Source organism: Thalassovita sp. ABM4_323, from assembly GCF_056158665.1.
The window spans coordinates 1,473,539-1,495,592 of record NZ_JBSWTS010000007.1 but is presented as its reverse complement, the minus strand read 5'-3'; the positions used below and the strand labels follow the sequence as shown (position 1 = coordinate 1,495,592).

At 57.6% G+C, this 22,054-nt stretch carries 24 protein-coding genes, 1 tRNA gene and 1 pseudogene; 23 read left to right on the top strand and 3 right to left on the bottom strand.

Going from position 1 to position 22,054, the window contains the following annotated elements; genetic code table 11:
- Positions 1-9 precede the first annotated feature (9 nt).
- Positions 10-288 (top strand): hypothetical protein, encoded by a 279-nt coding sequence (locus ACXADQ_RS09835; RefSeq protein ID WP_475319616.1) that lies wholly within the window; start codon positions 10-12, stop codon positions 286-288.
- A gap of 16 nt (positions 289-304) precedes the next feature.
- On the opposite strand, the gene ACXADQ_RS09830 is transcribed toward ACXADQ_RS09835, so the two are convergent.
- Positions 305-907 carry a tyrosine-type recombinase/integrase gene (locus ACXADQ_RS09830; protein ID WP_475319613.1) on the bottom strand — a complete coding sequence of 201 codons (603 nt, stop codon included), beginning with the start codon at positions 905-907 and terminating at the stop codon, positions 305-307.
- Between the two features lie 356 nt (positions 908-1,263).
- Between ACXADQ_RS09830 and ACXADQ_RS09825 the strand changes: the two genes are divergently transcribed.
- The 3 genes from ACXADQ_RS09825 to ACXADQ_RS09815 all read left to right on the top strand — a co-directional run bounded on the left by ACXADQ_RS09825 (position 1,264) and on the right by ACXADQ_RS09815 (position 4,019).
- A complete protein-coding gene (locus tag ACXADQ_RS09825; RefSeq protein WP_475319610.1) occupies positions 1,264-1,989 on the top strand; it encodes a helix-turn-helix transcriptional regulator in 726 nt (241 codons plus the stop codon).
- 181 nt (positions 1,990-2,170) lie between these two features.
- Complete coding sequence (locus tag ACXADQ_RS09820) at positions 2,171-3,109, top strand: hypothetical protein (RefSeq protein ID WP_475319607.1); 939 nt, start codon at positions 2,171-2,173, stop codon at positions 3,107-3,109.
- Between the two features lie 28 nt (positions 3,110-3,137).
- Positions 3,138-4,019 (top strand): hypothetical protein, encoded by an 882-nt coding sequence (locus tag ACXADQ_RS09815; RefSeq protein WP_475319604.1) that lies wholly within the window; start codon positions 3,138-3,140, stop codon positions 4,017-4,019.
- Between the two features lie 3 nt (positions 4,020-4,022).
- Here ACXADQ_RS09815 and ACXADQ_RS09810 read toward each other — a convergent pair whose 3' ends face one another.
- Complete coding sequence (locus tag ACXADQ_RS09810; RefSeq protein ID WP_475319602.1) at positions 4,023-4,907, bottom strand: hypothetical protein; 885 nt, start codon at positions 4,905-4,907, stop codon at positions 4,023-4,025.
- A 117-nt stretch (positions 4,908-5,024) separates the two neighbouring features.
- On the opposite strand from ACXADQ_RS09810, the gene ACXADQ_RS09805 reads away from it, so the two are divergent.
- From ACXADQ_RS09805 to ACXADQ_RS09760, 10 genes and pseudogenes are all read left to right on the top strand, one after another.
- The gene (locus ACXADQ_RS09805; protein WP_475319600.1) at positions 5,025-5,342 is read left to right on the top strand and encodes a hypothetical protein; all 318 of its coding nucleotides are present in this window, start codon (positions 5,025-5,027) and stop codon (positions 5,340-5,342) included.
- Complete coding sequence (locus tag ACXADQ_RS09800) at positions 5,342-6,349, top strand: hypothetical protein (RefSeq protein ID WP_475319597.1); 1,008 nt, start codon at positions 5,342-5,344, stop codon at positions 6,347-6,349. The genes ACXADQ_RS09805 and ACXADQ_RS09800 overlap by 1 nt, the downstream gene beginning before the upstream one ends.
- A complete protein-coding gene (locus tag ACXADQ_RS09795; RefSeq protein ID WP_475319593.1) occupies positions 6,346-7,053 on the top strand; it encodes a hypothetical protein in 708 nt (235 codons plus the stop codon). Before ACXADQ_RS09800 ends, ACXADQ_RS09795 begins: the two co-directional genes overlap by 4 nt.
- Positions 7,054-7,068: 15 nt before the next feature.
- The gene (locus tag ACXADQ_RS09790) at positions 7,069-7,401 is read left to right on the top strand and encodes a hypothetical protein (RefSeq protein WP_475319591.1); all 333 of its coding nucleotides are present in this window, start codon (positions 7,069-7,071) and stop codon (positions 7,399-7,401) included.
- A 44-nt stretch (positions 7,402-7,445) separates the two neighbouring features.
- Positions 7,446-8,819, top strand: a complete 1,374-nt coding sequence (locus ACXADQ_RS09785; RefSeq protein WP_475319589.1) for a type IV secretory system conjugative DNA transfer family protein — start codon at positions 7,446-7,448, stop codon at positions 8,817-8,819.
- The gene (locus tag ACXADQ_RS09780; protein WP_475319587.1) at positions 8,816-9,190 is read left to right on the top strand and encodes a hypothetical protein; all 375 of its coding nucleotides are present in this window, start codon (positions 8,816-8,818) and stop codon (positions 9,188-9,190) included. Before ACXADQ_RS09785 ends, ACXADQ_RS09780 begins: the two co-directional genes overlap by 4 nt.
- 55 nt (positions 9,191-9,245) lie before the next feature.
- Positions 9,246-9,623: a hypothetical protein gene (locus tag ACXADQ_RS09775; RefSeq protein ID WP_475319585.1), complete on the top strand. Its 378-nt coding sequence runs from the start codon at positions 9,246-9,248 to the stop codon at positions 9,621-9,623.
- Positions 9,620-10,078 (top strand): hypothetical protein, encoded by a 459-nt coding sequence (locus ACXADQ_RS09770; RefSeq protein ID WP_475319583.1) that lies wholly within the window; start codon positions 9,620-9,622, stop codon positions 10,076-10,078. The genes ACXADQ_RS09775 and ACXADQ_RS09770 overlap by 4 nt, the downstream gene beginning before the upstream one ends.
- A gap of 138 nt (positions 10,079-10,216) precedes the next feature.
- Positions 10,217-10,567, top strand: coding sequence for a hypothetical protein (locus ACXADQ_RS09765; RefSeq protein WP_475319580.1), 351 nt, complete (start codon positions 10,217-10,219; stop codon positions 10,565-10,567).
- A pseudogene (locus ACXADQ_RS09760) lies at positions 10,564-11,598 on the top strand (recombinase family protein); the annotation flags it as partial. The gene ACXADQ_RS09765 and the pseudogene ACXADQ_RS09760, both read left to right, overlap by 4 nt.
- 493 nt (positions 11,599-12,091) lie before the next feature.
- Here the strand turns inward: ACXADQ_RS09760 and ACXADQ_RS09755 are convergent.
- Positions 12,092-12,181 (bottom strand) — tRNA-Ser (locus tag ACXADQ_RS09755).
- Positions 12,182-12,460: 279 nt separating this feature from the next.
- On the opposite strand from ACXADQ_RS09755, the gene ACXADQ_RS09750 reads away from it, so the two are divergent.
- The 9 genes from ACXADQ_RS09750 (at position 12,461) to ACXADQ_RS09710 (ending at position 22,054) form a co-directional block, all read left to right on the top strand.
- A complete protein-coding gene (locus tag ACXADQ_RS09750) occupies positions 12,461-13,327 on the top strand; it encodes an SPOR domain-containing protein (protein ID WP_475319578.1) in 867 nt (288 codons plus the stop codon).
- A gap of 28 nt (positions 13,328-13,355) precedes the next feature.
- Complete coding sequence (locus ACXADQ_RS09745; RefSeq protein WP_475319576.1) at positions 13,356-14,525, top strand: D-alanyl-D-alanine carboxypeptidase family protein; 1,170 nt, start codon at positions 13,356-13,358, stop codon at positions 14,523-14,525.
- Positions 14,522-15,142, top strand: coding sequence for a dTMP kinase (gene tmk, locus ACXADQ_RS09740; protein ID WP_475319573.1), 621 nt, complete (start codon positions 14,522-14,524; stop codon positions 15,140-15,142). Before ACXADQ_RS09745 ends, tmk begins: the two co-directional genes overlap by 4 nt.
- Complete coding sequence (locus tag ACXADQ_RS09735) at positions 15,139-16,284, top strand: DNA polymerase III subunit delta' (protein WP_475319570.1); 1,146 nt, start codon at positions 15,139-15,141, stop codon at positions 16,282-16,284. The genes tmk and ACXADQ_RS09735 overlap by 4 nt, the downstream gene beginning before the upstream one ends.
- Before the next feature lie 19 nt (positions 16,285-16,303).
- Positions 16,304-17,110, top strand: coding sequence for a TatD family hydrolase (locus ACXADQ_RS09730; RefSeq protein WP_475319567.1), 807 nt, complete (start codon positions 16,304-16,306; stop codon positions 17,108-17,110).
- Positions 17,110-17,907, top strand: a complete 798-nt coding sequence (locus tag ACXADQ_RS09725; RefSeq protein ID WP_475319563.1) for an MBL fold metallo-hydrolase — start codon at positions 17,110-17,112, stop codon at positions 17,905-17,907. The genes ACXADQ_RS09730 and ACXADQ_RS09725 overlap by 1 nt, the downstream gene beginning before the upstream one ends.
- Positions 17,908-17,972: 65 nt before the next feature.
- Positions 17,973-18,902: an AEC family transporter gene (locus ACXADQ_RS09720; protein WP_475319559.1), complete on the top strand. Its 930-nt coding sequence runs from the start codon at positions 17,973-17,975 to the stop codon at positions 18,900-18,902.
- A 72-nt stretch (positions 18,903-18,974) separates the two neighbouring features.
- Positions 18,975-19,694, top strand: coding sequence for an ABC transporter ATP-binding protein (locus ACXADQ_RS09715; RefSeq protein WP_475319556.1), 720 nt, complete (start codon positions 18,975-18,977; stop codon positions 19,692-19,694).
- On the top strand, positions 19,688-22,054 hold the full coding sequence (locus tag ACXADQ_RS09710; protein ID WP_475319554.1) for an ABC transporter permease: 2,367 nt from the start codon (positions 19,688-19,690) through the stop codon (positions 22,052-22,054). Before ACXADQ_RS09715 ends, ACXADQ_RS09710 begins: the two co-directional genes overlap by 7 nt.

Here is a 22,054-nt window from a genome sequence, read left to right as displayed (position 1 = left end):
AATCAAGCGATGGACATAACAGATGATGAAAATTGGGACGAAAGAATTGCAAATCGTGGTGGCCCATTGGTCGAAGAGTGTTTTTCACTTATCATTGAGTTCGCCCAAGCCAGCCACGAAGACAGATCAAGAAGCACCAACACTTTGGCAGATAAACTCGCTGAATTGTTCATGACGGTTTCTAACGATTTGGTGTCGGCTCGACCGGCAGTCAGAAATGCGTCGAAGGTTGCAAAAGCCTACGAAGAAGCCGGATATCACAGCTTGGCCAGATACTTTCGACTATGATGGGGTTTTGTCTCTTTTAGAGCTCCAACCCATACAAATCCTGTATCTCAGCCTCCTGAATACACAGGTACTCAAGTGTCTGAGCCTGCGTGCTGTGGCCGAACGCTTCCATGAGTAAGGGAATGGGCGTGTCCTTTTGAACCCGTTGATGGTAGCCCCACGTCTTGCGCATGGTATGCGAACCGTAGTTTCCCTTTAGATCGATTTTATTGCACCAGCGTTTGATCAGCTTGTGGACCGCAGAAACCGACAGCGCAGCGCCGGTTTTCTGAGACATGAACAGTGGCGCGCCCGCTACTGGATCAGGATGATGCGCTAGCCACAAGGCAAGACCATCAGCAACCGCGCGGTTGACCGTGATCGCGCGATACTTGCGGTTCTTGGGTTGTTTGAGTTCCAAGCGGTCTCCGGCTTTGACATGGGCCACATGCCCCACCTTGAACGACAGGATTTCACCTGCGCGATAAGCTGTGTTGATCCCGAATGTGAACAGACAGAGATTACGTGGCTGGTCTTCAAGCAGTCGCTTGATCCGAGCAATCGCCTCTAAATCGCGGATCGGTTCGAATTTGATCGACGATCCTTTGCGCGGGCGGTTGGTGTTGCGTGGTGCTGGCATGGCGTAGGCTTTCCTCTCTGCTCGGCTGCTCAGAAGGGAATGTAAGGTTATGTTTTTACGCCTATATTTCTTTCGACTTGCTATGCCAAGATTTTCACAAAACTTGGCATAGCTTGATTTCTGCCGTACCGTCAAGGCTCTTATGACAACGAATCCGATCTGAACCCAACTCAAACTAAGCCGTTCTGCGCCCTACGGCGGAATGCCAAGTTTTGTGAAAAAGTTGCAATGTTTGTCGGGGTTTCAGCTTGCACCAATATTGCCGCTGAGCGGCTTTTTCCTACCTGTTCGCCTGCCCATCGAGTATTATTTTTGGTGCCTAATCCTTTGCTCATATTCTCTCAAAGCACATCCAAATGAATGCTGAACTATCCGATTTCATGACAAATTTGCTGGCGTCTTCCAGCACAGAAAAAGCTGGCCAAACCTTCATAAGGTTCGCGCAGCGTGCGGGTGCATGCGTCGTGCATACGTTTTTTGGCACGGCTCCTGAAAAGCAGAGTGTGTCAACGCTTCCAGCGGCCTACACGCAGGAAGAAGGGCGCGCGGCTCTACGGCAACGCAACCATATAGTTGAACCAGTCAGGGCTGGTGTTCCCCGGAATTTCTGGGGGTTGGATTTTGAACATTTGGCCGTCGCACCAACAGAGGTAGGAACAAGAACCATCCACGCACGGTTTGAAGACTTCCGTCAGAGATCATCCGTTACGTTTTCAATGCCAAATGCCGACAACACATACAGTGGCGCAGGAGTTGGGATTGGTTTTGAAGACTCGGGAAAGCAGCTTCTCACGAGGTTTGAACATAGTGGCGGAATATTCGCCGTCGCTGCTCACGCAGCATATTCGCACATGCTCAGATTTGAAACCAAACCCAATGATCCGTCGCCGTTGTCTCCAAGGCAGGCTGAGATTTTGCAGCTTTTGGCTTCTGGTCATCGTTTGGGTGATATTGCGGACATGCTCACGATCAGCGATTCAGCCGTCAATTTGTATCTTTCCAATCTGCGGGCAAAGCTGGGTGTACGTACCAAAGAACAGGCGCTTGCCATGGCGATCCGCAGTGGCTGGATCGAGCCTTAAACGACACCATTATATAGAATTCTCTATATCGACAGCGCTTTGGCGAGAGGTTCTAGTAGGCTGAAACTGGAGAAAACCACACCGAGTGCCGTCACTTAGTATGCATGTGCCCGCTCTTTATGAACGGCTTTTTCTTTTTTGGGATGACTGGGATTGGGGCATTTTATTGGGGGATTAAATATTGCTTTTGCCACTCTATTTCCGGCTGTTTTATTTGGTCGTAACGCCCGCGTTTTTTGTCTATTGGGGCATCCGCGAAGGGCGGCGCAAGCCAAAACATAGGAACACCTCATTGACGTTGGGCATGTTGCTGGGAGCAACAATCGCAACGGCGATCATCTCCTATGGAACAACCTCTGCTCTGTTTCGTGGTGATATCATCTACTCTGTTCTGTTCTTCTCGACGGCTAATGCGCTGCTCTTTTGGGGCGCGCGCAACCTGTTCAATGCCCATCGAGAATCAATGGCAGATTGGTTTCAAGTGGAAGAAACAGCAAGCGGCTACCAGCTGCGTGTACGCCAAGGAACCGGGCGAAGAGCAAAACGGTTTTTCACACTTCTTGGGCTAACGGTACTTTCGGCTGTTTGTGCTGTAGTGGGGATGAACTCTGGTCTTGGCGCTATGACCTTGCTGGGTGTGTTAGGGTTCCTCGTTTGTGCCTTTGCGACTGCCTTCGGTGTATTTCCCTATGTGTCAAGTTTGACCACCCAATCGGTTGTTACCCTTGAAGCGACCCAGACGGCTTTTGAATTCGGTGAGAACACCGCAAGCTCCATCCCTTTTGCCGAAGTAACAGAGATAGTTGTGCGTTCCGCGAACGACGAGAGTTTTGCAGTATCGCCGAAACGAACTGAAAGAGACATTTTCGTAGGAGGCACTGGCGCGACCGGAACCGCCTTTGCAGCAGCATCTGTCGTTGGTGCGGGAACAAAGGCTGTTGGAGAAATTGCCGGACAGTCAGCGCTGATTGGAATTCATATCGTGCGGAGTGGCAGCGACTTTTCGGTTGAGATTGCCCACGCAGGTTCAAGGAGCGTGGTTGCCGCTTTCCTAAGCAAGGATGAGGCACAGTATCTGGCTCAGTATCTGGCCGATCTTTCGGTCCCTAAGGCAGCCTGAGAGAGCACGTTTTCTGAGGAGGATTCGCATGAGCCGATTGGTTCTTTCAGCTTTGGTTTCCCTTTTGGCTCTTCCGGCTTTCGCTCAATCATGGACGCATAGCGGGGATCGAGCGACAGCACCGCCATCAATCGCGGGGGATGCAACCGGGTCTCCTCGTATTGGTGGCTTTGAAGTCATCTGCCATTTGGGTGACTGGTACATGTTTGTGTTTTCCGCCGCCGCTCCCAACGAAGGTGGCACGGCATCGACGATCACGGTGGACGGAACCGAATATACCGCGCCCATTGATCGGTTTGGCCTTGGCGATGTTGGTTTGGGGCTGAACCAGCCCATCATTGCGGCGATGAAATCTGGCTCTCGCGTTGAAATTGCCTATCCCAGCGGAATCGCGCAATACCGCGCGACATTTTCCCTGCGTGGGTCATCCCGTGCCCTAAGTGCGGTCGAAGCGGCTTGTGCCTATCCGACGCCGCAAAACACGCCGCAGAGGTTTTTTGGCCCTGCTGGTGAAAGCACGTCCGATGCCGTCGCACTTGCGCAGCGATTGCTGGCGGATCGGTTGCAAACCATGCGCCAAGAGGCAAGCAAGCCAGACATAGACGTGATCGGCGCTTGGACGGTCAGGCTAGACGATGGTTGGCAGTTCCTCAAAACAGATGTCGGCCCGTCCAATTTCCATTTTGGAATTTCTCAGTTCGGAACGGTCGTGTTCGCCAGACCTCCGGGTCGGGACTGGCAGCAGATACTCTGGCTGGTGTCAGGTGCCACCGTCAGTTTTGACATTGGACAACGGGTTGATGGATGGCCAAACATCGTTCTTCGCAATGTGCGGGGCGTGAACCAGCCCTATGCGCTCTGGACGTGGAACGGCGGTGAGTATGTGTTCAATAGGACCATTGAAAACTGAGAATTAATCGCCACCAGTTGCAGTGTCTAGGTGCCCGACGAACTCGATGTCTATCGCGTGAATGGTGAGGTCAGCTTTGGGAAGTTCACTCAGATACCGTGTCAGAAACCCGATCTCGGTGCGGCTAAGTGGAATACAGTCCATCAGATTTGCGTAGATGAACTCCGGGAACGCCGTCATGGATTGGATGAGCGTGAAACGGTTTCCGCCATGATCATGGTTTTCAGCCATGACGTCGAGTTCCCCATTTTGAAGGGGCTGGGGCATGTAAATCGCTTTGCCGTCTTTCAAAGGCGCGGCTGGCACCACGGCCCATCCCTGCGAGTTTTGTTGCAATCCGACGAAGTGCTTCGCGCGTCGAGCCATTGGGAATTCGATCCGAAAATCTGCGCCAAGCGGCACAAACTCATCGGGTTCAATGACGGTCGCCAATTTTAGCGTGACCATCAATTTACCAGATATCCTTTTGAGTTTTTCTCGCTCTTCACGTAACGCGCGGCACTTGACGGCGGCTGGGGAGGTCTCTTCCAAATCAACAACTAGCCGCATTCCATCGAATGATGCTTTTCGGTCAATGAACTCAGCCAGACCTCGCTTAAATGTTGTGAAGAATGCGATCTCCATATCGTTGATAGGACCTTCAAGCAAATCGATTACTGCTGCCTCAGACAGGTGAGGTAAGTGCGCGCAAAAAAGACGAATGACTGGCTCACGTCCTTTCTTTGAGATTGTACCTTCCTTTCGACCTGTATGGGGCACCGTCCATGATCGCAACGTGGATTCCTTCACGTCCATTTCATCGGCAATAGCAGCGATGTTCTTGAAACCAGCATGCCGTGCGAGAAGGTCCAATTTCTTCTTAAAATCAGGTGCATAGAGACGGATCACAATAACTTCCTTGCTGCAAAAAACCTAAACTCATCAAAACGCAGTTTTTGCTGGTGACGATTTTTCGCTGTTTTCGCCATGATTCCTCCAGATCGCAACCGCTTTTGGAGTAACAACATGAACCTCTTCAAACACAGTCCATTTTTGTCTGACGAGCATGACGAAGACGGCATGCCTGATATGACGGTCAATCCGCCGAATTGGAAGGATTTGATTGTCCTGCCCATGGACAAAAACTGCCTCGCGCCCTCTGACGAGGCGCTTGGTGTCGCCTTTGATCACTACTGCGATGAATTGGCCGCGCCGTTCCACGCTCGGCAAGCCGAAATGGCCGCGCTCTATGCCGATATTCTCGGCGGGATCGCGGATTTGCAGATCATCGCACCGGACTTGCTCGACAGCGTTTTGTCTCCTGACGAAGAGGAGCTTGTTTGATGGATATCTTTCCTGCTCTCACCCCGCAGCATTTGCAGCACGCGACAAAAGTGCTGTCCCAAGCAAAGGGCAATCTTCAGCAAGATGCGGCGCGCAGACGCGCGGCCATAGCCGAAACCCTGATCTGCTTGATCCTTTTCGGGGCCGTTTTGGCACTGGAAACCGGCATGGCGGCGATGATGTTCTCGCTCTTGCAAGTCGAAGTTCTGGGCCATGTTGTCTCGGGCGCGGCCTTCGGCCTGCTTGTGCCGGTCGTGATCGGTGCGGCGCATGTGCAAAAGCATCGTGACGGTGATTGGCTCACGCAAGCTTGGATGAACCGTTTGGCTAGCGTCGGGATTTTGCTCTTCGTCTTGGGCATTTCCAGCATGGTTGGCTTTTCGGCTTGGCAGGCCGGTCAGGACGCGATGGCTGACTATGCCAGTGGTCCCAGCGGCATGTTGGGTGGTCAAACACTGTTTGATCCCAATGCGACCACCGGGGCGGCAAATGAAAACGGCTTTGGCGCAATACCGAACATCCTGCTCTTTCTGGGCCTGAGCTTTGGCATGGTCATCTCGGTCTATTTTGCAAGCTTCTGCCTGGGCCGGGTTTTGCAAGGTTGGGCAACGATCACCAAACCGCCTTTGGCGGGCAAAGCAGCAGTCGCCAAGATCAATGAGATTCAGGTCCACGTCAAAGAACTGCATCATCTGTTCTGTGCAGAAAAGGCAGCGAAACTTGCCGCACCGAAGAACCTCAAGCAGCGCTTTGCGCGGGAAGCCGGGCAGCTTTGCCAAGAGGTTGCGAGGGCCAAGCTCGTCGCCGCAGATCGCAAGTTTGATCCGCTAAAAGCCGACGGTCCCTTGGCGCATGTCGCCCGCGACAAAGGCGCAGAGACCTTGCCCGCTCGGTTCAGCACGGAACCCGAATTCCTCCAACACATGACCGCGCAAATCGCCGTCACAAGCACTGATCACATCCTGCGCGTCCTGAATGCCAATCCCGATCAAGGAGACAAGAAATGAAAGCCTTTAATCTGAACAAACTGAAATCCGCCGCCGTTGCATTGTGTATGTCTCTGTTCGCTCTTCCAGCCTCTACCCAAGCGGCAGAACGCACAATCATCGGCGTGGATATCTCTGGCTCCAGTACATTCAGCACGGAGCAGCATTCAGCAAATGAAGCTGGCCGCTACGTGACTGACTATGTGCTGGGGCTGGAGACCCTCCCTCATGACTTGATGCTTGTTTCATTGGGGGATGCGGGTCTGGCGCAACGGGCCATTGATGTGCGGGTCACGCTCACCAATCGGAGGGCAACCAGCCCAAGGCGGATGGGGCCGGATTTTGGTGGCTATCTCAGCGCGATCCCCGGCCTGCTGTCCTCGGGCCAATTGCAGGCAGATAACAGCACCTCGCTCGTGTCTTTCTTTCGGTCCTTGGAGCCGGTCTGCGCCTCTGGCGACAGCACCATCATGCTCTTCACCGATGGGATTGAATGGTCGGATGAGGTGCAAGGCAGAGGGTTCCTTGATGGCCGTATCGGCCTGCCTGCGCCAACCCATCCCTTCCTTCAAGGCTGCTCTGTCCAGATGCAAGGGCTTGGGCAATTGCGGGCGGATCAAAACGCCGCCGGACTTGAGGAACGCCTGATCCCGATTTGGCGGGATTGGCTGACCGCAGCGGGCGCAGACGATGTGCGCGTGACCGGCAGCTTCTTCAACTTCTAAGAAGAGGATCAACCGATGGTCTATACCCGCCCAACATTTGGCACCGTGTTCCGCGTCAATTGGCGGTTTCTATGGGCCTATTTCTGGGGCTGGCTGGCAACCGCCTGCTGGTCCTCGGACACCAACCTCGCGCAACATTTTGAGGGTCCAATGCACTGGGCCTTCTATGGCCTCTCTGTCCTATGCGCGCTGATCTGCTGGTCGCTTCTCACCAGCAACATCAGCCGGATTGCGACCAACCTCAAACGGGATCGGGAAGTCGCAAAGTTCAACACATACGGACACGCCCCTCGCAGTGACCGGATGGCCAACCGCAACGATCTCAAAAAAGGAGGTCTGATCAGATGATGTTCTTTAGAAATCTTAGAACCCAGCTTCAGGGCCACGACCCAATGGGACAGCGCCTGATCGGTACAACCTTTGCAGGCGAGCCGCTGTGGGCACCCAAGGGACATTCCTTGCTGCTTGCTGCCAATGGCAGCGGCAAGACCACGAGTGGTTTGATGCCGTCGCTCTTTTCTCTGGTCGCCTCTTCGAACCGGCCTGCGGTTCTGGTGATGGATGGCAAGAATGGTGAAATCGCTGCGCAATGCGTGCCGATGTTGCAAACCTACGGCGTGCCGGTTGCCGTCATTGACGATATGGGCGTGCGGTCAAACCTTGGCGGCCAAATTACGCTCAATCCGCTTGGGGCGCTGATCGGTGCAAGGCCGGATACCTCCGTCTTTGCCTCCGAGAAAATCACCCACGCGCTGACTGCTGATCCGCCCGATGGCGATAGCAAGAACCAATTCTGGCGGGATGGTCCACGCGGCTTGATTGATTTTGCGGCGGAAAGCCTCATCCATCGCACACCGCATCTGGCCACGCCGGGTGGGGTCTGGGCAATGCTGGCCAATCCTGAATTGCTGAAACAGGCTGCTGAACTGGAAGCAAACAGTGCAACCGGACGGCTCAGAACGCTGGGCCAGAATGTGTCCGCGCTTTTCGGCACAGAATACTTTCCCCAGCATCGCGAAGCGGCCTTGAAAGCCCTCAACATTTTTGCGGTGGGGTCCAAGCTTCACGACGCTGGTGCGAATGTGGGGGCCGGTGTGCGCTCAACTCATGCCGGGTTGATCAAACAGCGCGCGGTCATCTTTGTCGTCGGGCCACAGGAATATATGAGCCGGATGAGCGCCTATTTTGCGCTGCATCTGATGGGTTTCTTGGATGCGCTCTACCGTGAGGCTGGGCCGCTTGCCATTCTCAACGACGAGTTCACCAACACACCGCTCAAGAGCTTTGTCGAGGCGCTCACCACCATTCGGGGATTTGGTGGCGAGGCGCACAACATCGCGCAAAGCCGCTCTGAGATCGTGCGCAAATTCGGGGAACGGGAATGCCAGACCATCGAGGACAACGCCATTGTCAAACAATGGTTCGGGTTTTCCAGCTTTGACGAAGCTGAACGGGTTAGCAAGGCCATGGGCCAAGTGGTTTCTATCGAAAGCAGTTTCAATGCTGATTTGATTGATGCCGAAAAGCTCGGCTTGTCCAACAGCTTTGGCCGTCAGGCGCAGATGAGCGCGTCAGAACTGATGGCCATGCGACGGGATGAACAGCTTATCCACGTCAAAGGCGTCGGATTCCTGCGGGCCAGAAAACTCGGGCAGAACCAAATCGCACCCTTCTGCCATGATCTCGCGCCTAACCCGTTGGAAGGCGGCGTGCTGCCGCCTGAACCCATCCTCAAACTGAACATGCAGAAAGGAGGCCAGCTATGAAACGCCCATCCATTTTTGCAGGACCATATCTCGCGATGTGGCTTTGGTTGTTCGTGCCGCTCACACTGCACGGGCTGATGCCGCTCGGGATCATACCCAAGTGGAGCATAAACCTGCATGTGGGTGGCTGGATGGAAGAGGTCACAGGCACGCATAGCATGGGCGAAGCGTTCCGGGTTATGCGTCGGGACCGCACGTACAGCCAATGTCGCTATGTCCGTATCGAAGCGGAGCGCACATCCGTCATCCTCCTCCCTCCCGACGGCCAACACTGCGCCTTTATGCGCCTGACGCGGCCCGGTGTTGGTCATGTCGTTCGCAGTGCTTCGAATGCTGATCTGATCGGATTTGTTTTGGAGCTGAACAGATGAGCCAGACCAACGCACAGAACTTGCAGAACAAACCTAATCAGTGGGGATACGTCCAATGACCGCGCGCTCTTTACTTTTGAAATCACCTTATCTCGACATTTGGATCAGTTTTCTGGCGCTGTCGCTGGCTTACGCGGTGCTGTGGTGGCTTGCAGCCTCAGACCTGTATCTCGGCCTCCTGATCGGCCCTTGGACGGACGTTGAAAAGCCGAATGCGAGCCTTGGAAACGCGGCTCAATTCCTGAACAGGCCACCGCTCTCATCCATCTGCGAATATCTCCGCTTCAATGCTGAAAGCATTGTGTACTTGGAAATCGCGCGCGACGGAGAACACTGCCCAATCCTCCGGTTCTTGTCCGAAGGCGATGGGATTGTCGTCGATGAAAAACGCAGCGCTGACCCCAGCATCATATTCTCAAGAGACTTCCAATGACCCAATCCATAGCGCAGCAATTGGAAAGCGCCTATGCACAGGCGACCTTGCGCGAAACGGCCAAGCGGATTGAAACACCGCAGGACTGGCAGCGCTTTCGGGATATCAAACAACACAGCGCGCAGATGCGGCAGCGGGAACAGGAAAGTTTCCGACAGGAGTATCCTGCAAGGCTTGCCGACGCCCGCGAGGCTGTTCTGAAAGAACGTGCTGCTTGCCACTACACCCATCCAGCACCGCAGTCAGCCACGCGACAGGATCGCTTCAACAAGGATCAAATTGAACGCCAAGCCCATCTGCGTGTGCACTACGCCCATCATCAGGCCTTGGCCAAGATCGATGTGCAGGAAAACCGTGAGGTCAAACAATTGCTAGAGCAACGCCAGTCAGGACTCGCCCCTCAGTTCAAAACCGCAAATCAATCCCAGCAACATCTGATCAAGCGAGAGCGATGATGTCCCGGTCTCACATGCCATGGCATGTAATCTTCTAAAAAGTATGGCGAAATTTGAATTTCAGATTCGCTCTATGGTAGAATTGCATTCGTGGAACAGGCCACAATGTCGAGTATTTCCGAGCAGGAAGGAGTAACCATGTCCCGTCCAACCCCACCAACAGACACCAACAAAAACAAAGACCAACCACCCTCCAATTCGTCGAACAACACGCCGGGGTTGACCTTCGATTGGCGGGACTGGCTGCCCTATTTCGAATATCAGGACATTCCAGAGGCGCAAAAGCGGGAACTGATCGAAACGCTGTGGCAGATCATCGTCGCCTTTGTTGATCTTGGTTTTGATCTGAATCCCCATCAGCAAGCTGAACAAAAAAGCTGTGGACAAAATCTCGATCTCAAAATGCTGCTGGAAGCTGCCGTGTTAAAGTCTGCGGCTGTCCAAGAAGCTAATGACCGCAAACCCAAACAGAAGGAGCCAACACCATGAGTGACAAGAAAAACATCCCCAAGGGCGGCACCAAGGCAGTGATCTACTGCCGGGTGTCCTCCGTCGCCCAGCTAAAGAAGGGCGATGGCCTTGCCAGTCAAGAAACCCGTTGCCGTGAGCACGCGAAATTCCGGGGCTATGAGATTATCGAAGTCTTCCATGACAACATGACTGGCGGCGCAATTGATCGCCCGGCCATGAAAGCGCTGATTGCCTTCTTGCAGAAACGCAAAGACGACACGGTTGTACTTATCGACGATATCAACCGTTTCTCGCGTGATGTGCAGGTGCATTGGCAATTACGTGCCCTGATCGCCGAGGCAGGCGGCAAGCTGGAAAGCCCCTCGCTGGAATTTGGCGACAACTCGGATTCGGTACTGGTCGAAAACCTTCTGGCCTCGGTGTCACAGCACCAGCGGCAAAAGAATGGAGAGCAAACCAAAAACCGCATGCGCGCCCGCGCCATGAATGGATATTGGGTGTTCCACGCGCCCGTGGGCTTCAAATATGAGCGCGTCTCCGGTCATGGCAAACTGCTGGTCCGCGACGAACCAAACGCCTCTTACGTGCAGGAAGCGCTTGAAGGCTTCGCCTCTGGTCGTTTTGAAAGCCAAGGCGAAGTGAAGCGTTTCCTCGAATCCTGCCCGGAGTTCCCCAAGAACGGGCGGGGTGAAGTGCGCTATGAAGAGGTCATTCGTCTGATGCGTCGTCCGCATTATGCGGGCCATATTGAAGTGCCGGAATGGGACGTAACGCTGCGCAAAGGGCAGCACGAGGGGCTTGTCAGCCTTAAGGTTTGGAACGCCATACAAGAGCGCCTGAACGGCTCTGTGCGTGCGCCTGCGCGTTCGGATATCAATGAGGACTTCCCGCTACGTGGCTTCATCTGTTGTGACGATTGCGGCAATCCCCTCACGGCAAACTGGTCCAAAAGCAAGACGGGCAAGAAACATCCTTATTACATGTGCTTCACAAAGGGCTGTGAGAGCTATCGTAAGTCCATTCGACGCGATGTGCTGGAAGGTGAGTTTGTCGAGCTTCTGGAAGGCATGCAGCCCTCTCAGAGCCTTTTGACGACCGCAACGGCGATGTTTGCCAATGCATGGGACCAACGCATTGCGCGTGCTGGTGCCGTGTTCGCCACGCTCAAGCGCGACATTGCAAAGGTCGAAAAGCAAATCGACGGCCTCTTGGACCGAATTGTCGAGGCCAGCACGCCATCGGTGATCTCAGCCTATGAAAAGCGGATTGCGAAAATGGAACGGGAAAAGCTCGTTTTGCAGGAAAAGCTCGAAACCGGGCCAAAACCAAAGGCTACCTTCGACGAATTGTTCGAACTCGCCCAAGCTTTCCTCGCAAACCCTTGTAAAATATGGGGTTATGGGCATCTGGCCCTACGCCGCACAGTGCTGAGATTGGCCTTCACAGAGCGCCTGAACTACAGCCGGAAAACAGGACTTCGAACCCCGGAATTATCCACTCCTTTCAAACTGTTAGGAGGAAATAACATGCAAAGTTGTTTAATGGCGGAAGCGGTGGGATTCGAACCCACGAACGAGTTTCCCCGTTGCTGGTTTTCAAGACCAGTGCCTTCAACCACTCGGCCACGCTTCCGTTTGCTGCCCTGCAAATGTCTCTAGGGCAGTGTTGTGCAGAGGTAATTGGAAGCCCGTCCAAGCTCAAGCCCATTTCCGCGCAAATGCACCCTGCAATTCATTCAAGCGCCAAATTGTGAAAATCCGCCGAGCGTCGCAGCCGGACTTTCCTTGACATCGGCATCCCGCTACACTGCGCGCAACGTACACGGCCAGCTTGGCATCTGAAAGATGCGCCTGCCATGTACACGGGGACAATGGTGGGTGAACCACGAGAGCAGGCAATAGGCAGGGAAACATGATTTCAGGGGTGAAACGCTCGGGGATGCGGGTGGCGCTGGTGCTAGGGGTGATGACCTCTTTGGCGGCCTGCGAAGACGGTAACTTCCAGTTTTTAAATAGCAAACCCGATGGGGACGCCTCCTCGAAAGCGTCGCGTTCCGTGAAATTGATTGAACGCGATGTCGAAGCGCCTGATGTGTTTCAGGTTACCGAAGCCGGGCTTTGGGACGGGCGGCCTTCTTTGGGTGGGGTCTGGGTGGCGCATCCGGACGTGATCGAGCCCGAGCGCGTGATCATTCGCAACACCACCAATGACAAATTCGTTATCGGCGCGTTGTTCCGCCGCGAACGCGAAAATCCGGGGCCGCGTTTGCAGGTGTCTTCGGATGCGGCGGCGGCTTTGGGGGTGTTGGCCGGCAAGCCTGTGCAGCTGAACGTGACCGCTTTGCGTCGTGAACAGATCGAAGAAACGCCGCCTGAGCCTGAACCAAAGGCCGAGCCCAAACCAGAAGCCAAGGCAATACCCGCCCCCGCCGACGGGAAAATCGAAGAAAAACCCCTGGATCCCATCAAATCGGCCGAAAAAGCGATTAAAAAGGCCGAAGCCAAGGCCAAGCCCGCCCCGGCACCCAAGCCCACCAATCCGGGGCTGGAAAAACCTTATGTCCAGATCGGCATTTTCAGCGTCGAGGCAAATGCCAAATCTGCGGCCAAGACGATGAAGTCGGCGGGTCTGAAGGCACAGGTGAAAAAGCAGACCTCGAAGGGAAAAACCTTCTGGCGCGTGATCGTAGGACCGGCCAAAACGGCCGCCGAGCGCACCTCGAACCTGAAAAAGATCAAGGCCAAGGGCTTTGGCGACGCCTACGCCGTCAAGGGCTGACACCGGACAAAGAACAAAGGAGCACGGCATGAAACGCGTTCTGCAGAAACTGGTTGGTCTGGCGCTGGCCCTGGGGCTGCTGGCCAGCCCGGCGGCGGCGTTTGACACCCGCGCGACCTCGGCCTTTGTGATCGACCAGACCACTGGCACGGTGTTGTTGAACAAGGACGCGGATGTGCCCTTGCCCCCGGCCTCGATGTCGAAACTGATGACGCTGTACATGGCGTTCGAGGCCATCCGCGATGGCCGCCTGACCCTGAACGAAACCCTGCCCGTGTCGCAGCACGCGATGAACTATGGCGGGTCCACGATGTTTCTGGACACCACAGATCGTGTCCGGGTCGAGGACCTGATCCGTGGCATCATCGTTCTGTCCGGCAATGACGCCTGCGCCGTGCTGGCCGAGGCCCTAAGTCCAGACGGCACCGAAGCCGGGTTCGCCCGCATGATGACCACCCGCGCGCGCCAGATGGGAATGGAGAATTCGACCTTCACCAACTCGAATGGCTGGCCTCAGGCCGGGCACCGCATGTCGATGCGCGATCTGGCGATTCTGGCCAATCTGCTGATCAGCGATTTCCCGGAATTCTACCCGCTGTTCGCCGAGCGCGAGTTCGCCTTTGACGGCCGCGCGCCGCAGAACAAGACCAACCGCAACCCGTTGCTGGGCCTTGGAATCGGTGCGGACGGGCTGAAAACCGGCCACACCCAAGAGGCCGGCTATGGGCTTGTTGGCTCGGCCAAGCAGGGCAACCGGCGTGTGATTTTCGTGATTTCCGGCCTGCCAAGCGCCAAAGCCCGCGCCGAAGAATCCGAGGCCATCGTGAACTGGGCCTTTCGCCAATTCGTTCAGCGCCCCGTCGCCAAGGCCGGCACGGTAATCGCCCAGGCCGACATTTGGATGGGGGATGAGCCTCGCGTTGGGCTGGTTCCTGCCAAGGACGTTACCGCGCTGTTGCCCGCCCTGAATGCCAAACAGGTCGAGGCCGAGGTGGTGTATAACGGCCCCATCGCAGCCCCCGTGACCAAGGGGCAGGAAATCGCGACGCTGGTTCTGAAACCCGCCGACATGACCCCGGTCGAGGTGCCTCTGGTGGCGGAACGGGACGTGGCCAAGGGGGGCTTTATCTCGCGCGTGGCCACCGTGGCGCAAATCCTGCTGGGCCGTTTGAACGATGGCCCCGAGGGCGCCACTTGACCGGACTATTCATCAGTTTCGAAGGCATCGACGGATCGGGCAAGTCTACGCAGGCCCGATTGCTGGCCGAAACCTTGCAGGCACAAGGCCGCGAGGTGGTGCTGACGCGCGAACCTGGCGGCAGCCCGGGGGCCGAGGAAATTCGTGCGCTGGTTCTGCAAGGCGACCCGGATCGATGGTCCGCCGAAACCGAACTGCTTCTGTTCACCGCCGCTCGCCGCGATCATCTGGAACGCACCATCCACCCCGCCTTGGAGGCAGGCAAAGTGGTGATCTGTGACCGGTTCGCCAACTCGACCCGCATGTACCAGGGCCTCAGCCGCGGGGATTTGCGAACGACCGTGGACACACTCCATGCGCTGATGATCGGGCAAGAACCTGACCTGACCGTGCTGATCGACATGGACCCTGCCGTGGGGCTGTCGCGCGCGCTGTCACGACAAGGCGTCGAAGAACGCTTCGAGTCCTTTGGCGAGGATCTGCAATTGAAGATGCGCGCCGGGTTCCTGGCGTTGTCCCAGGAATTCAAAGACCGGTTTGTGGTGATCGACGGGGACGCCTCGCCCGAGACCGTGGCCGCCCGGGTCTTGTCCGCAATCGAACCGCGCCTGCCATGACCGATATCCCCCAAGCTGATCAGATCGAGGGCGCGCCCCATCCGCGTGAAACGCTCCAGGTGATCGGGCAACAGGCCGCGCAGGATGACTTCCTACAGGCCTATAACGCGGGCCGTTTGCATCACGGTTGGCTGATCACCGGCCCGCGCGGCGTGGGCAAAGCGACCCTGGCCTGGAAGATCGCGCGCTTTTTGCTGGCCACCCCGATGGAAGACGGGAACGATATGTTTGGCGGCCCGCCAGCGCCAGACAGTCTGGATATATCCCCCGATCATCCCGTTGCGCACCGTATGCTGGCCCTGTCCGAACCGGGCCTGTTTCTGTTGCGCCGTGGCGGGGCTGGCTCGACCGACGCGGATCGTGAAAAGAACCTGCATGCTGGCAAATTCGCCTCTGAAATCCGTGTGGACGAAGTGCGCAAGCTGGCGAATTTCTTTCACATGTCCGCCAGCGATGGTGGGCGCCGTGTGGTGATCGTGGACGCGGCGGATGAAATGAATGTGCAGGCCGCCAACGCCTTGCTGAAGATGCTGGAAGAGCCCCCCGCCAACACCACGCTGTTGCTGGTCTGCCACCAGCCAACGCGCATTCTGCCGACGATCCGGTCGCGCTGTCGCGAACTGCGCCTGTCGCCCTTGTCCCCGCCCGACATGGCCTCTGCGCTGCACCAGGCTCAGGTTGAGCTGCCTGAAAACCCGGAGGGCCTGGCCGAGCTGACCGCAGGCTCTGTCGGCGAGGCCATCCGCCTGATCAATCTGGGTGGGATGCAGATGTATCAGGAGTTGGTCGGTCTGTATTCAACCCTGCCGCAACTGGATCGTGCCCGCGCCCTGAAACTGGCCGAAGCCGCCGCAGCGCGCGGCGCCGAGGCCAAGTTGGACCTGCTCTTGGGCCTGAATGACCTGCTGATGGTGCGCCTTGCCCGCGCCGGGGCCCTGGGCCATCCCCCCTTAACCGAGGCCGTCCCGGGCGAGGCCACCCTGCTGACCCGTCTGGCCCCTGATCCGCACAAGGCACAGGCATGGGCGCAGACGGCCCAGCAGATCAGCGCCCGGATGCAGCATGGCCGGGCGGTCAACCTTGACCCCACCGCATTGATCCTAGATACGGTTTTCAAGATACAGCAAACCGCCGCGGGCTGATCTGCGCACCAGGGGCCTTATGACCAACACGATCCAAATCACCGACAGCCACTGCCATCTGGATTTTCCTGACTTCGATGACGAACGTGCTGATGTGATCGCCCGTGCGCTAGAGGCCGGGGTAACCCGCATGGTCACCATCTGCACTCGCCTGAAAAACGAACCACAGGTGCGCGCCATTGCCGAGGCCCACGCGCCCGTATTTTACGCCGCCGGCACCCACCCGATGAGCGCCGCAGACGAGCCCATGGTAACGGTCGAGGAACTGGTCGCGCTGGCCCAGCACCCCAAATTCGTGGGCATCGGCGAAACCGGGCTGGACTACCACTATACCGCCGACAGCGCCGAGCTGCAGAAACAATCCCTGCCCATTCATATCGAGGCCGCCCGCCAAACCGGGCTGCCGCTGATCATCCACTCGCGCGATGCCGATCAGGACATGGCCGATATCCTGTCCGCCGAACACGCCAACGGGGCCTTCAGCTGTGTGATGCACTGCTATACTTCGGGGCCGGACCTGGCGAAATGCGCGCTGGACCTTGGGTTCTACCTGTCGATGTCCGGCATCGCCACCTTCCCCAAAAGCCAAGAGGTCCGCGACATCTTTGCCAGCGCCCCGGTGGATCGCATCCTGGTGGAAACCGACAGCCCCTACCTGGCGCCCAAACCCTTCCGCGGCAAACGCAACGAACCCGGCTATACCGTTCACACAGCACAGGTGGGCGCACAGGTCTTCGGCATGGAGTATGCTGACTTCGCCGCGCAAACCCAGGCTAATTTCGACCGGCTGTTCTGGAAAGCCGCGCAATACGAGGTCGCCGCCTGATGGCCGAGCTGAAGTTCACCATATTGGGTTGCGGCTCGTCCGGCGGGGTCCCCCGCCTTGGCGGGCATTGGGGCGATTGCGATCCCAACAACCCCAAAAACATACGCCGCCGCTGTTCCCTGCTTGTCGAACGCATCACCCCCGAAGGCACCACCGCTGTGCTGATCGACACCACCCCCGACATGCGCCAGCAATTGCTGGACGCCAATATCGGGCGGCTGGACGGCGTGGTCTGGACCCACTCGCATGCCGACCACGTGCACGGCTTGGACGATCTGCGCATGATCGTGTTCAACATGCGCCAGCGCCTGCCTGTTTGGGCCGACGGCGACACGCAAAACAACCTGTTTTCGCGTTTTGGCTATGCGTTCATTCAGCCCGCCGACAGCCCCTACCCCCCGATCCTGGACATGCACACGATCAACGGCACAGTCACGATCCCCGGCCCCGGAGGCGACATCGCCCTGACCCCGTTCAAGGTCAATCACGGCGCCATCGACTCGCTGGGCTTCCGTATCGGCGATCTGGCCTACCTGCCCGACGTCGCCCAAATCTATGACGAGGCCTGGGACACGCTAAAAGACCTGGATTGCTGGATCCTGGACACTTTGCGCCGCACGCCCCACCCAACCCATTCCCATCTGGAACAATCCCTGGAATGGATCGCGCGCATGGCCCCCCGCCGCGCCATCCTCACCAATATGCATATCGACCTCGATTATCAAACGCTCGAGGACGAAACCCCCGACCACATCACCCCGGCATATGATGGCATGACCATCTCCTACCAGATCTAAGCGCCTTTCTTTGCTCTGCAAATACTCATGGCGCTGCCCTCTCGAACTCTCCAAGGCGCGTTGCGATGCATGACCTGCTAAACGTCGTTCTTCCGGTCTTTCTGGTCATCGGGTTCGGCTACGCTGCCACGTGGCGCCGCCTGATCACGGCCGATCAGGTCGACGGGCTCATGATCTTTGCCCAGAACTTCGCGATCCCAAGCCTGCTGTTCCTGGCGATCTCGAATCTGGACCTCGCGCAGAGCTTCGATCTCAAGCTGCTGGCGTCTTTCTATGGGGGCGCCAGCCTGTGTTTCGTGCTGGCCATGTGCGGCGCGCGGTTCCTGTTTGCCCGCCCCTGGGAGGACAGCGTCGCCATCGGATTCGTGGGCTTGTTTTCAAACTCGCTGCTGCTGGGCCTGCCCATCACCGAGCGCGCCTATGGCCCCGACAACCTGGGGGGCAACTACGCGATCATCGCTGTCCACGCGCCGTTTTGTTACATGCTGGGCATCACCGTAATGGAGCTGGTCCGCGCCCGCAGCCGCGCGCCGTTGGCGCTGGCGCGACAGGTCGTCAGGGCCATGTTCCGCAACGCCCTGGTGTTGGGCATTATCCTTGGCTTTTCCGTGAACCTGACCGGCGTAACATTGCCGGGGCCGCTCATATCTGCTTTGGACCTTATGGTGCGGGCCGCGCTGCCCGCCGCTCTGTTCGGCCTGGGAGGGGTGTTATTCCGCTACCGCCCCGAGGGCGATCTGAAGGTGATCACTTTTGTATTGGTCATCGGGCTGATGGTTCACCCTCTCTTGGTAATGGGCCTGGCCAGGGGGCTGGATCTGTCGGTGGTTGGCCAGCGCTCGGCCGTGATGACAGCGGCCATGGCGCCCGGCGTGAACACCTATCTGTTCGCGAACATGTATGGCGTGGGCAAAAGGGTCGCAGCCTCTTCGATTCTGCTGGGCACGATCTTATGTATCCTGACAGCATGGGTATGGCTGCAAATCCTGCCGTAGGGCTGCGCGCTATTTGCACTGGTTCGCGCGGACAGATCGGCTAGGCTATCCCCAGTTGAATAGGGGGCCATCATGACCAAACCCTCCGCGACCCCGGCATTCGCCACCAAGGGCCTGACCAAGACATATGGCGAAGGCGCAGCGGCCGTGCACGCTTTGCGAGGGGTGGATCTGACCATCCCAAGCGGAGAATTTGTGGTGCTGCTGGGCCCCTCGGGCAGTGGCAAATCCACGCTGCTGAATATTCTGGGCGGGCTGGACCGCCCCACCGATGGCAGCGCCCATTTCCAGGATACCGAGCTGACGGCGCTGTCTGATGCCGATTTGACCCGGTATCGGCGCGATCATGTTGGGTTCGTCTTTCAGTTCTACAACCTGATGCCCAGCCTGAACGCCCGCGAAAACGTTGAATTGGTCACCGAAATTTCCAGCGATCCGATGGACGCGGGCAAGGCGCTGGCCTTGGTTGGGCTGGATGAACGCGCGCATCACTTCCCGTCCGAAATGTCGGGCGGGGAACAACAGCGCGTCGCCATCGCCCGCGCCGTGGCCAAGCAGCCAACCGTGTTGTTCTGCGACGAACCCACGGGCGCCTTGGACAGCGCTACGGGCCGCGCGGTGCTGAAGGTGCTGACCGATGTGAACGAAAAGCTGGGCACAACGGTGATCATCGTGACCCATGCGGCCAGCACCGCCGCCCTGGCCGACCGGGTGATTCACTTTGCCGATGGTGGCATTCGCGAGGTCATCACCAACGACACCAAGCTGACAGCGGAAGAAATCGAATGGTAAGCCCGCTGGACAGAAAACTGTTGCGCGATCTGTCCCGGATCAAGGGTCAGGCCGCAGCGATTGGCCTGGTGATCGCCGTCGGCGTGCTGATGCTGGTGATGATGAAGGGGCTGGTGAACACGCTGGATGAAACCCGGCTGGCCTATTACGACCGCTACCGCCTGGCCGAGGTGTTCGCCCCTGTCACCCGCGCGCCGGAACGGATGCTGGACCGCCTGGCCAAAATCCCCGGGGTCGCCGCCGTCGAAGGGCGCGTCAGTGGTGGCGCCTTGATTGATATCGGGGATCGCGAGCTGCCGGTGCGCGCGCAGGCATTGTCTTTGCCCGATACCGGCCGTCCTCGGCTGAATGACGTCTATCTGACGGCCGGGCGGTTGCCCGCCCTTGGCCGTTCAGACGAGATTTTGCTGCTCGAAGGTTTTGCCAAGGCCGGCGATCTGGCCCTGAATGACCAACTGACCGCCACGATGAACGGCACCCGGCGCAGCTTTCGCATCACCGGATTCGCGCAATCGCCTGAGTTCCTGTACTCGACCGCGCCGGGGGAAATGGTCCCGGATGACGCCCGTTTCGCGGTGTTCTGGATGCGGTTTTCGGCGCTTGCCGCCGCCTATGACATGCAGGGCGCCTTCAACGAGGCGATCATGTCGCTGTCACGCGGCACCAATCCACAATCGGTAATCCTGGCTGCGGACGAGATTCTTGCTCCTTACGGTGCCGTCGGGTCCTTTGGGTTGGAGGACCTGATTTCAAACCGCTTTGTGTCCGAGGAAATTCGCGGACTTGGCAGCACCGCCAACGTTGTGCCGCCCATATTTCTGGGCGTGGCGGCGTTCCTCTTGTACATCGTCATCAACCGCATGGTTCAGGCCGAGCGCGAACAGATCGGATTGCTGAAGGCGTTCGGATATTCCTCGGTCGAGGTCAGCCTGCATTACCTGAAACTGGTCCTGGTGATCGCCGTTTTAGGCGCCATTGTCGGCAGTATCGGTGGCATCATCGCGGGCAGTTCTCTGGCCAAGTTCTACCAAATTTACTATAAATTTCCGTTTCTTGTGTTCACCGTCGACCCGCGCAGCTTTGTCACCGGCTTTGCCGTGTCGATCCTGACCGCCTCGGCTGGGAGCCTGTTCGTGCTGAAGGGCGTGTTCCGCCTGACCCCGGCGGTCGCGATGCGCCCCCCTGCCCCGCCGGATTACTCGCGCAGCTTTGATCTGGCGGCACGGTTGAAACATTGGCTGGACCAACCCAGCCGCATGGTTCTGCGCCGCCTGACCCGCTATCCGGGGCGCATGATGGGGGCCGTGATCGGCATCGGCACCGGCTTGGCGCTGTCCGTCAGCTCCCTGTCGCTGATGGAGGGGTTTGACACCACGCTGGACCTGAGTTTCAACGTGATGAACCGCGGCGACATGGCCGTGACCTTTACCATGAAACAAACCGATAAGGCGCTGCTGGAACTGGGGCGGCTTGAAGGGGTGGAGCATGTCGAGCCCTCGCGAGCAGTGCCAGCGGTGTTCCGAAATGGCACCCACAGCTATCGTGGTGCGATCGAGGGACGGCCAGAATTTCCGGTGCTGAATCGGGTGATCGATTCCGATGAGACGCCGATCGCCATGCGTTCCGAAGGGGTGATCCTGTCCAAAGCGCTGGCCGAAATTTTGCATCTGGAGGGCGGGGATATTCTGACCGCCGAGATCCGCGAGGGGCACCGCCCCGTGCTGTATCTGCCGGTGATTGGCGTGGCTGAAACCTTGATGGGCGCGCCAGCCTTTATGGAGCTAAGCGCCCTGACCACCGCGATGAACGAGCCCGGTCAGGTTACCGGGGCCATGCTGACGATTGACGAAGCACAGCTGGAACCACTGACCGACGCGCTGAAAGAGATGCCGATGATCGCGGGTATCTCTTTGAAATCCGACATCCGCGAAGCTCTGGTCGAGATCATGAACCAAGGCCCCGGCGCGGTGCGCTTCATCATGCTGGCGATTGCGGCGATCATCACCTTCGGGATCGTTTACAATTCCGCCCGGATTGCCTTTGCCGAACGGGCGCGCGATCTGGCCAGCCTGCGGGTGATGGGCTTTTCCAAATCCGAAGCCTCGTTCGTGCTGCTGGGGGAACTGGCCGTGGTAACGCTGGCCGCGCTGCCGCTGGGGATCGGGCTGGGCTACGGTTTGACCTATCTCACGGTCAAAGGCTTCTCGACCGATATATACCAGATCCCAGTCAGCTTTAGCGCGCAGGGCTACGGAATGGCGATCAGCGCCGTTCTGGCGTCGGCGGCGGTCTCGGGCTGGCTGGTCAAACGCGAGCTGGACAAAATCGACATGGTCGCAGCACTGAAAACAAGGGACTAG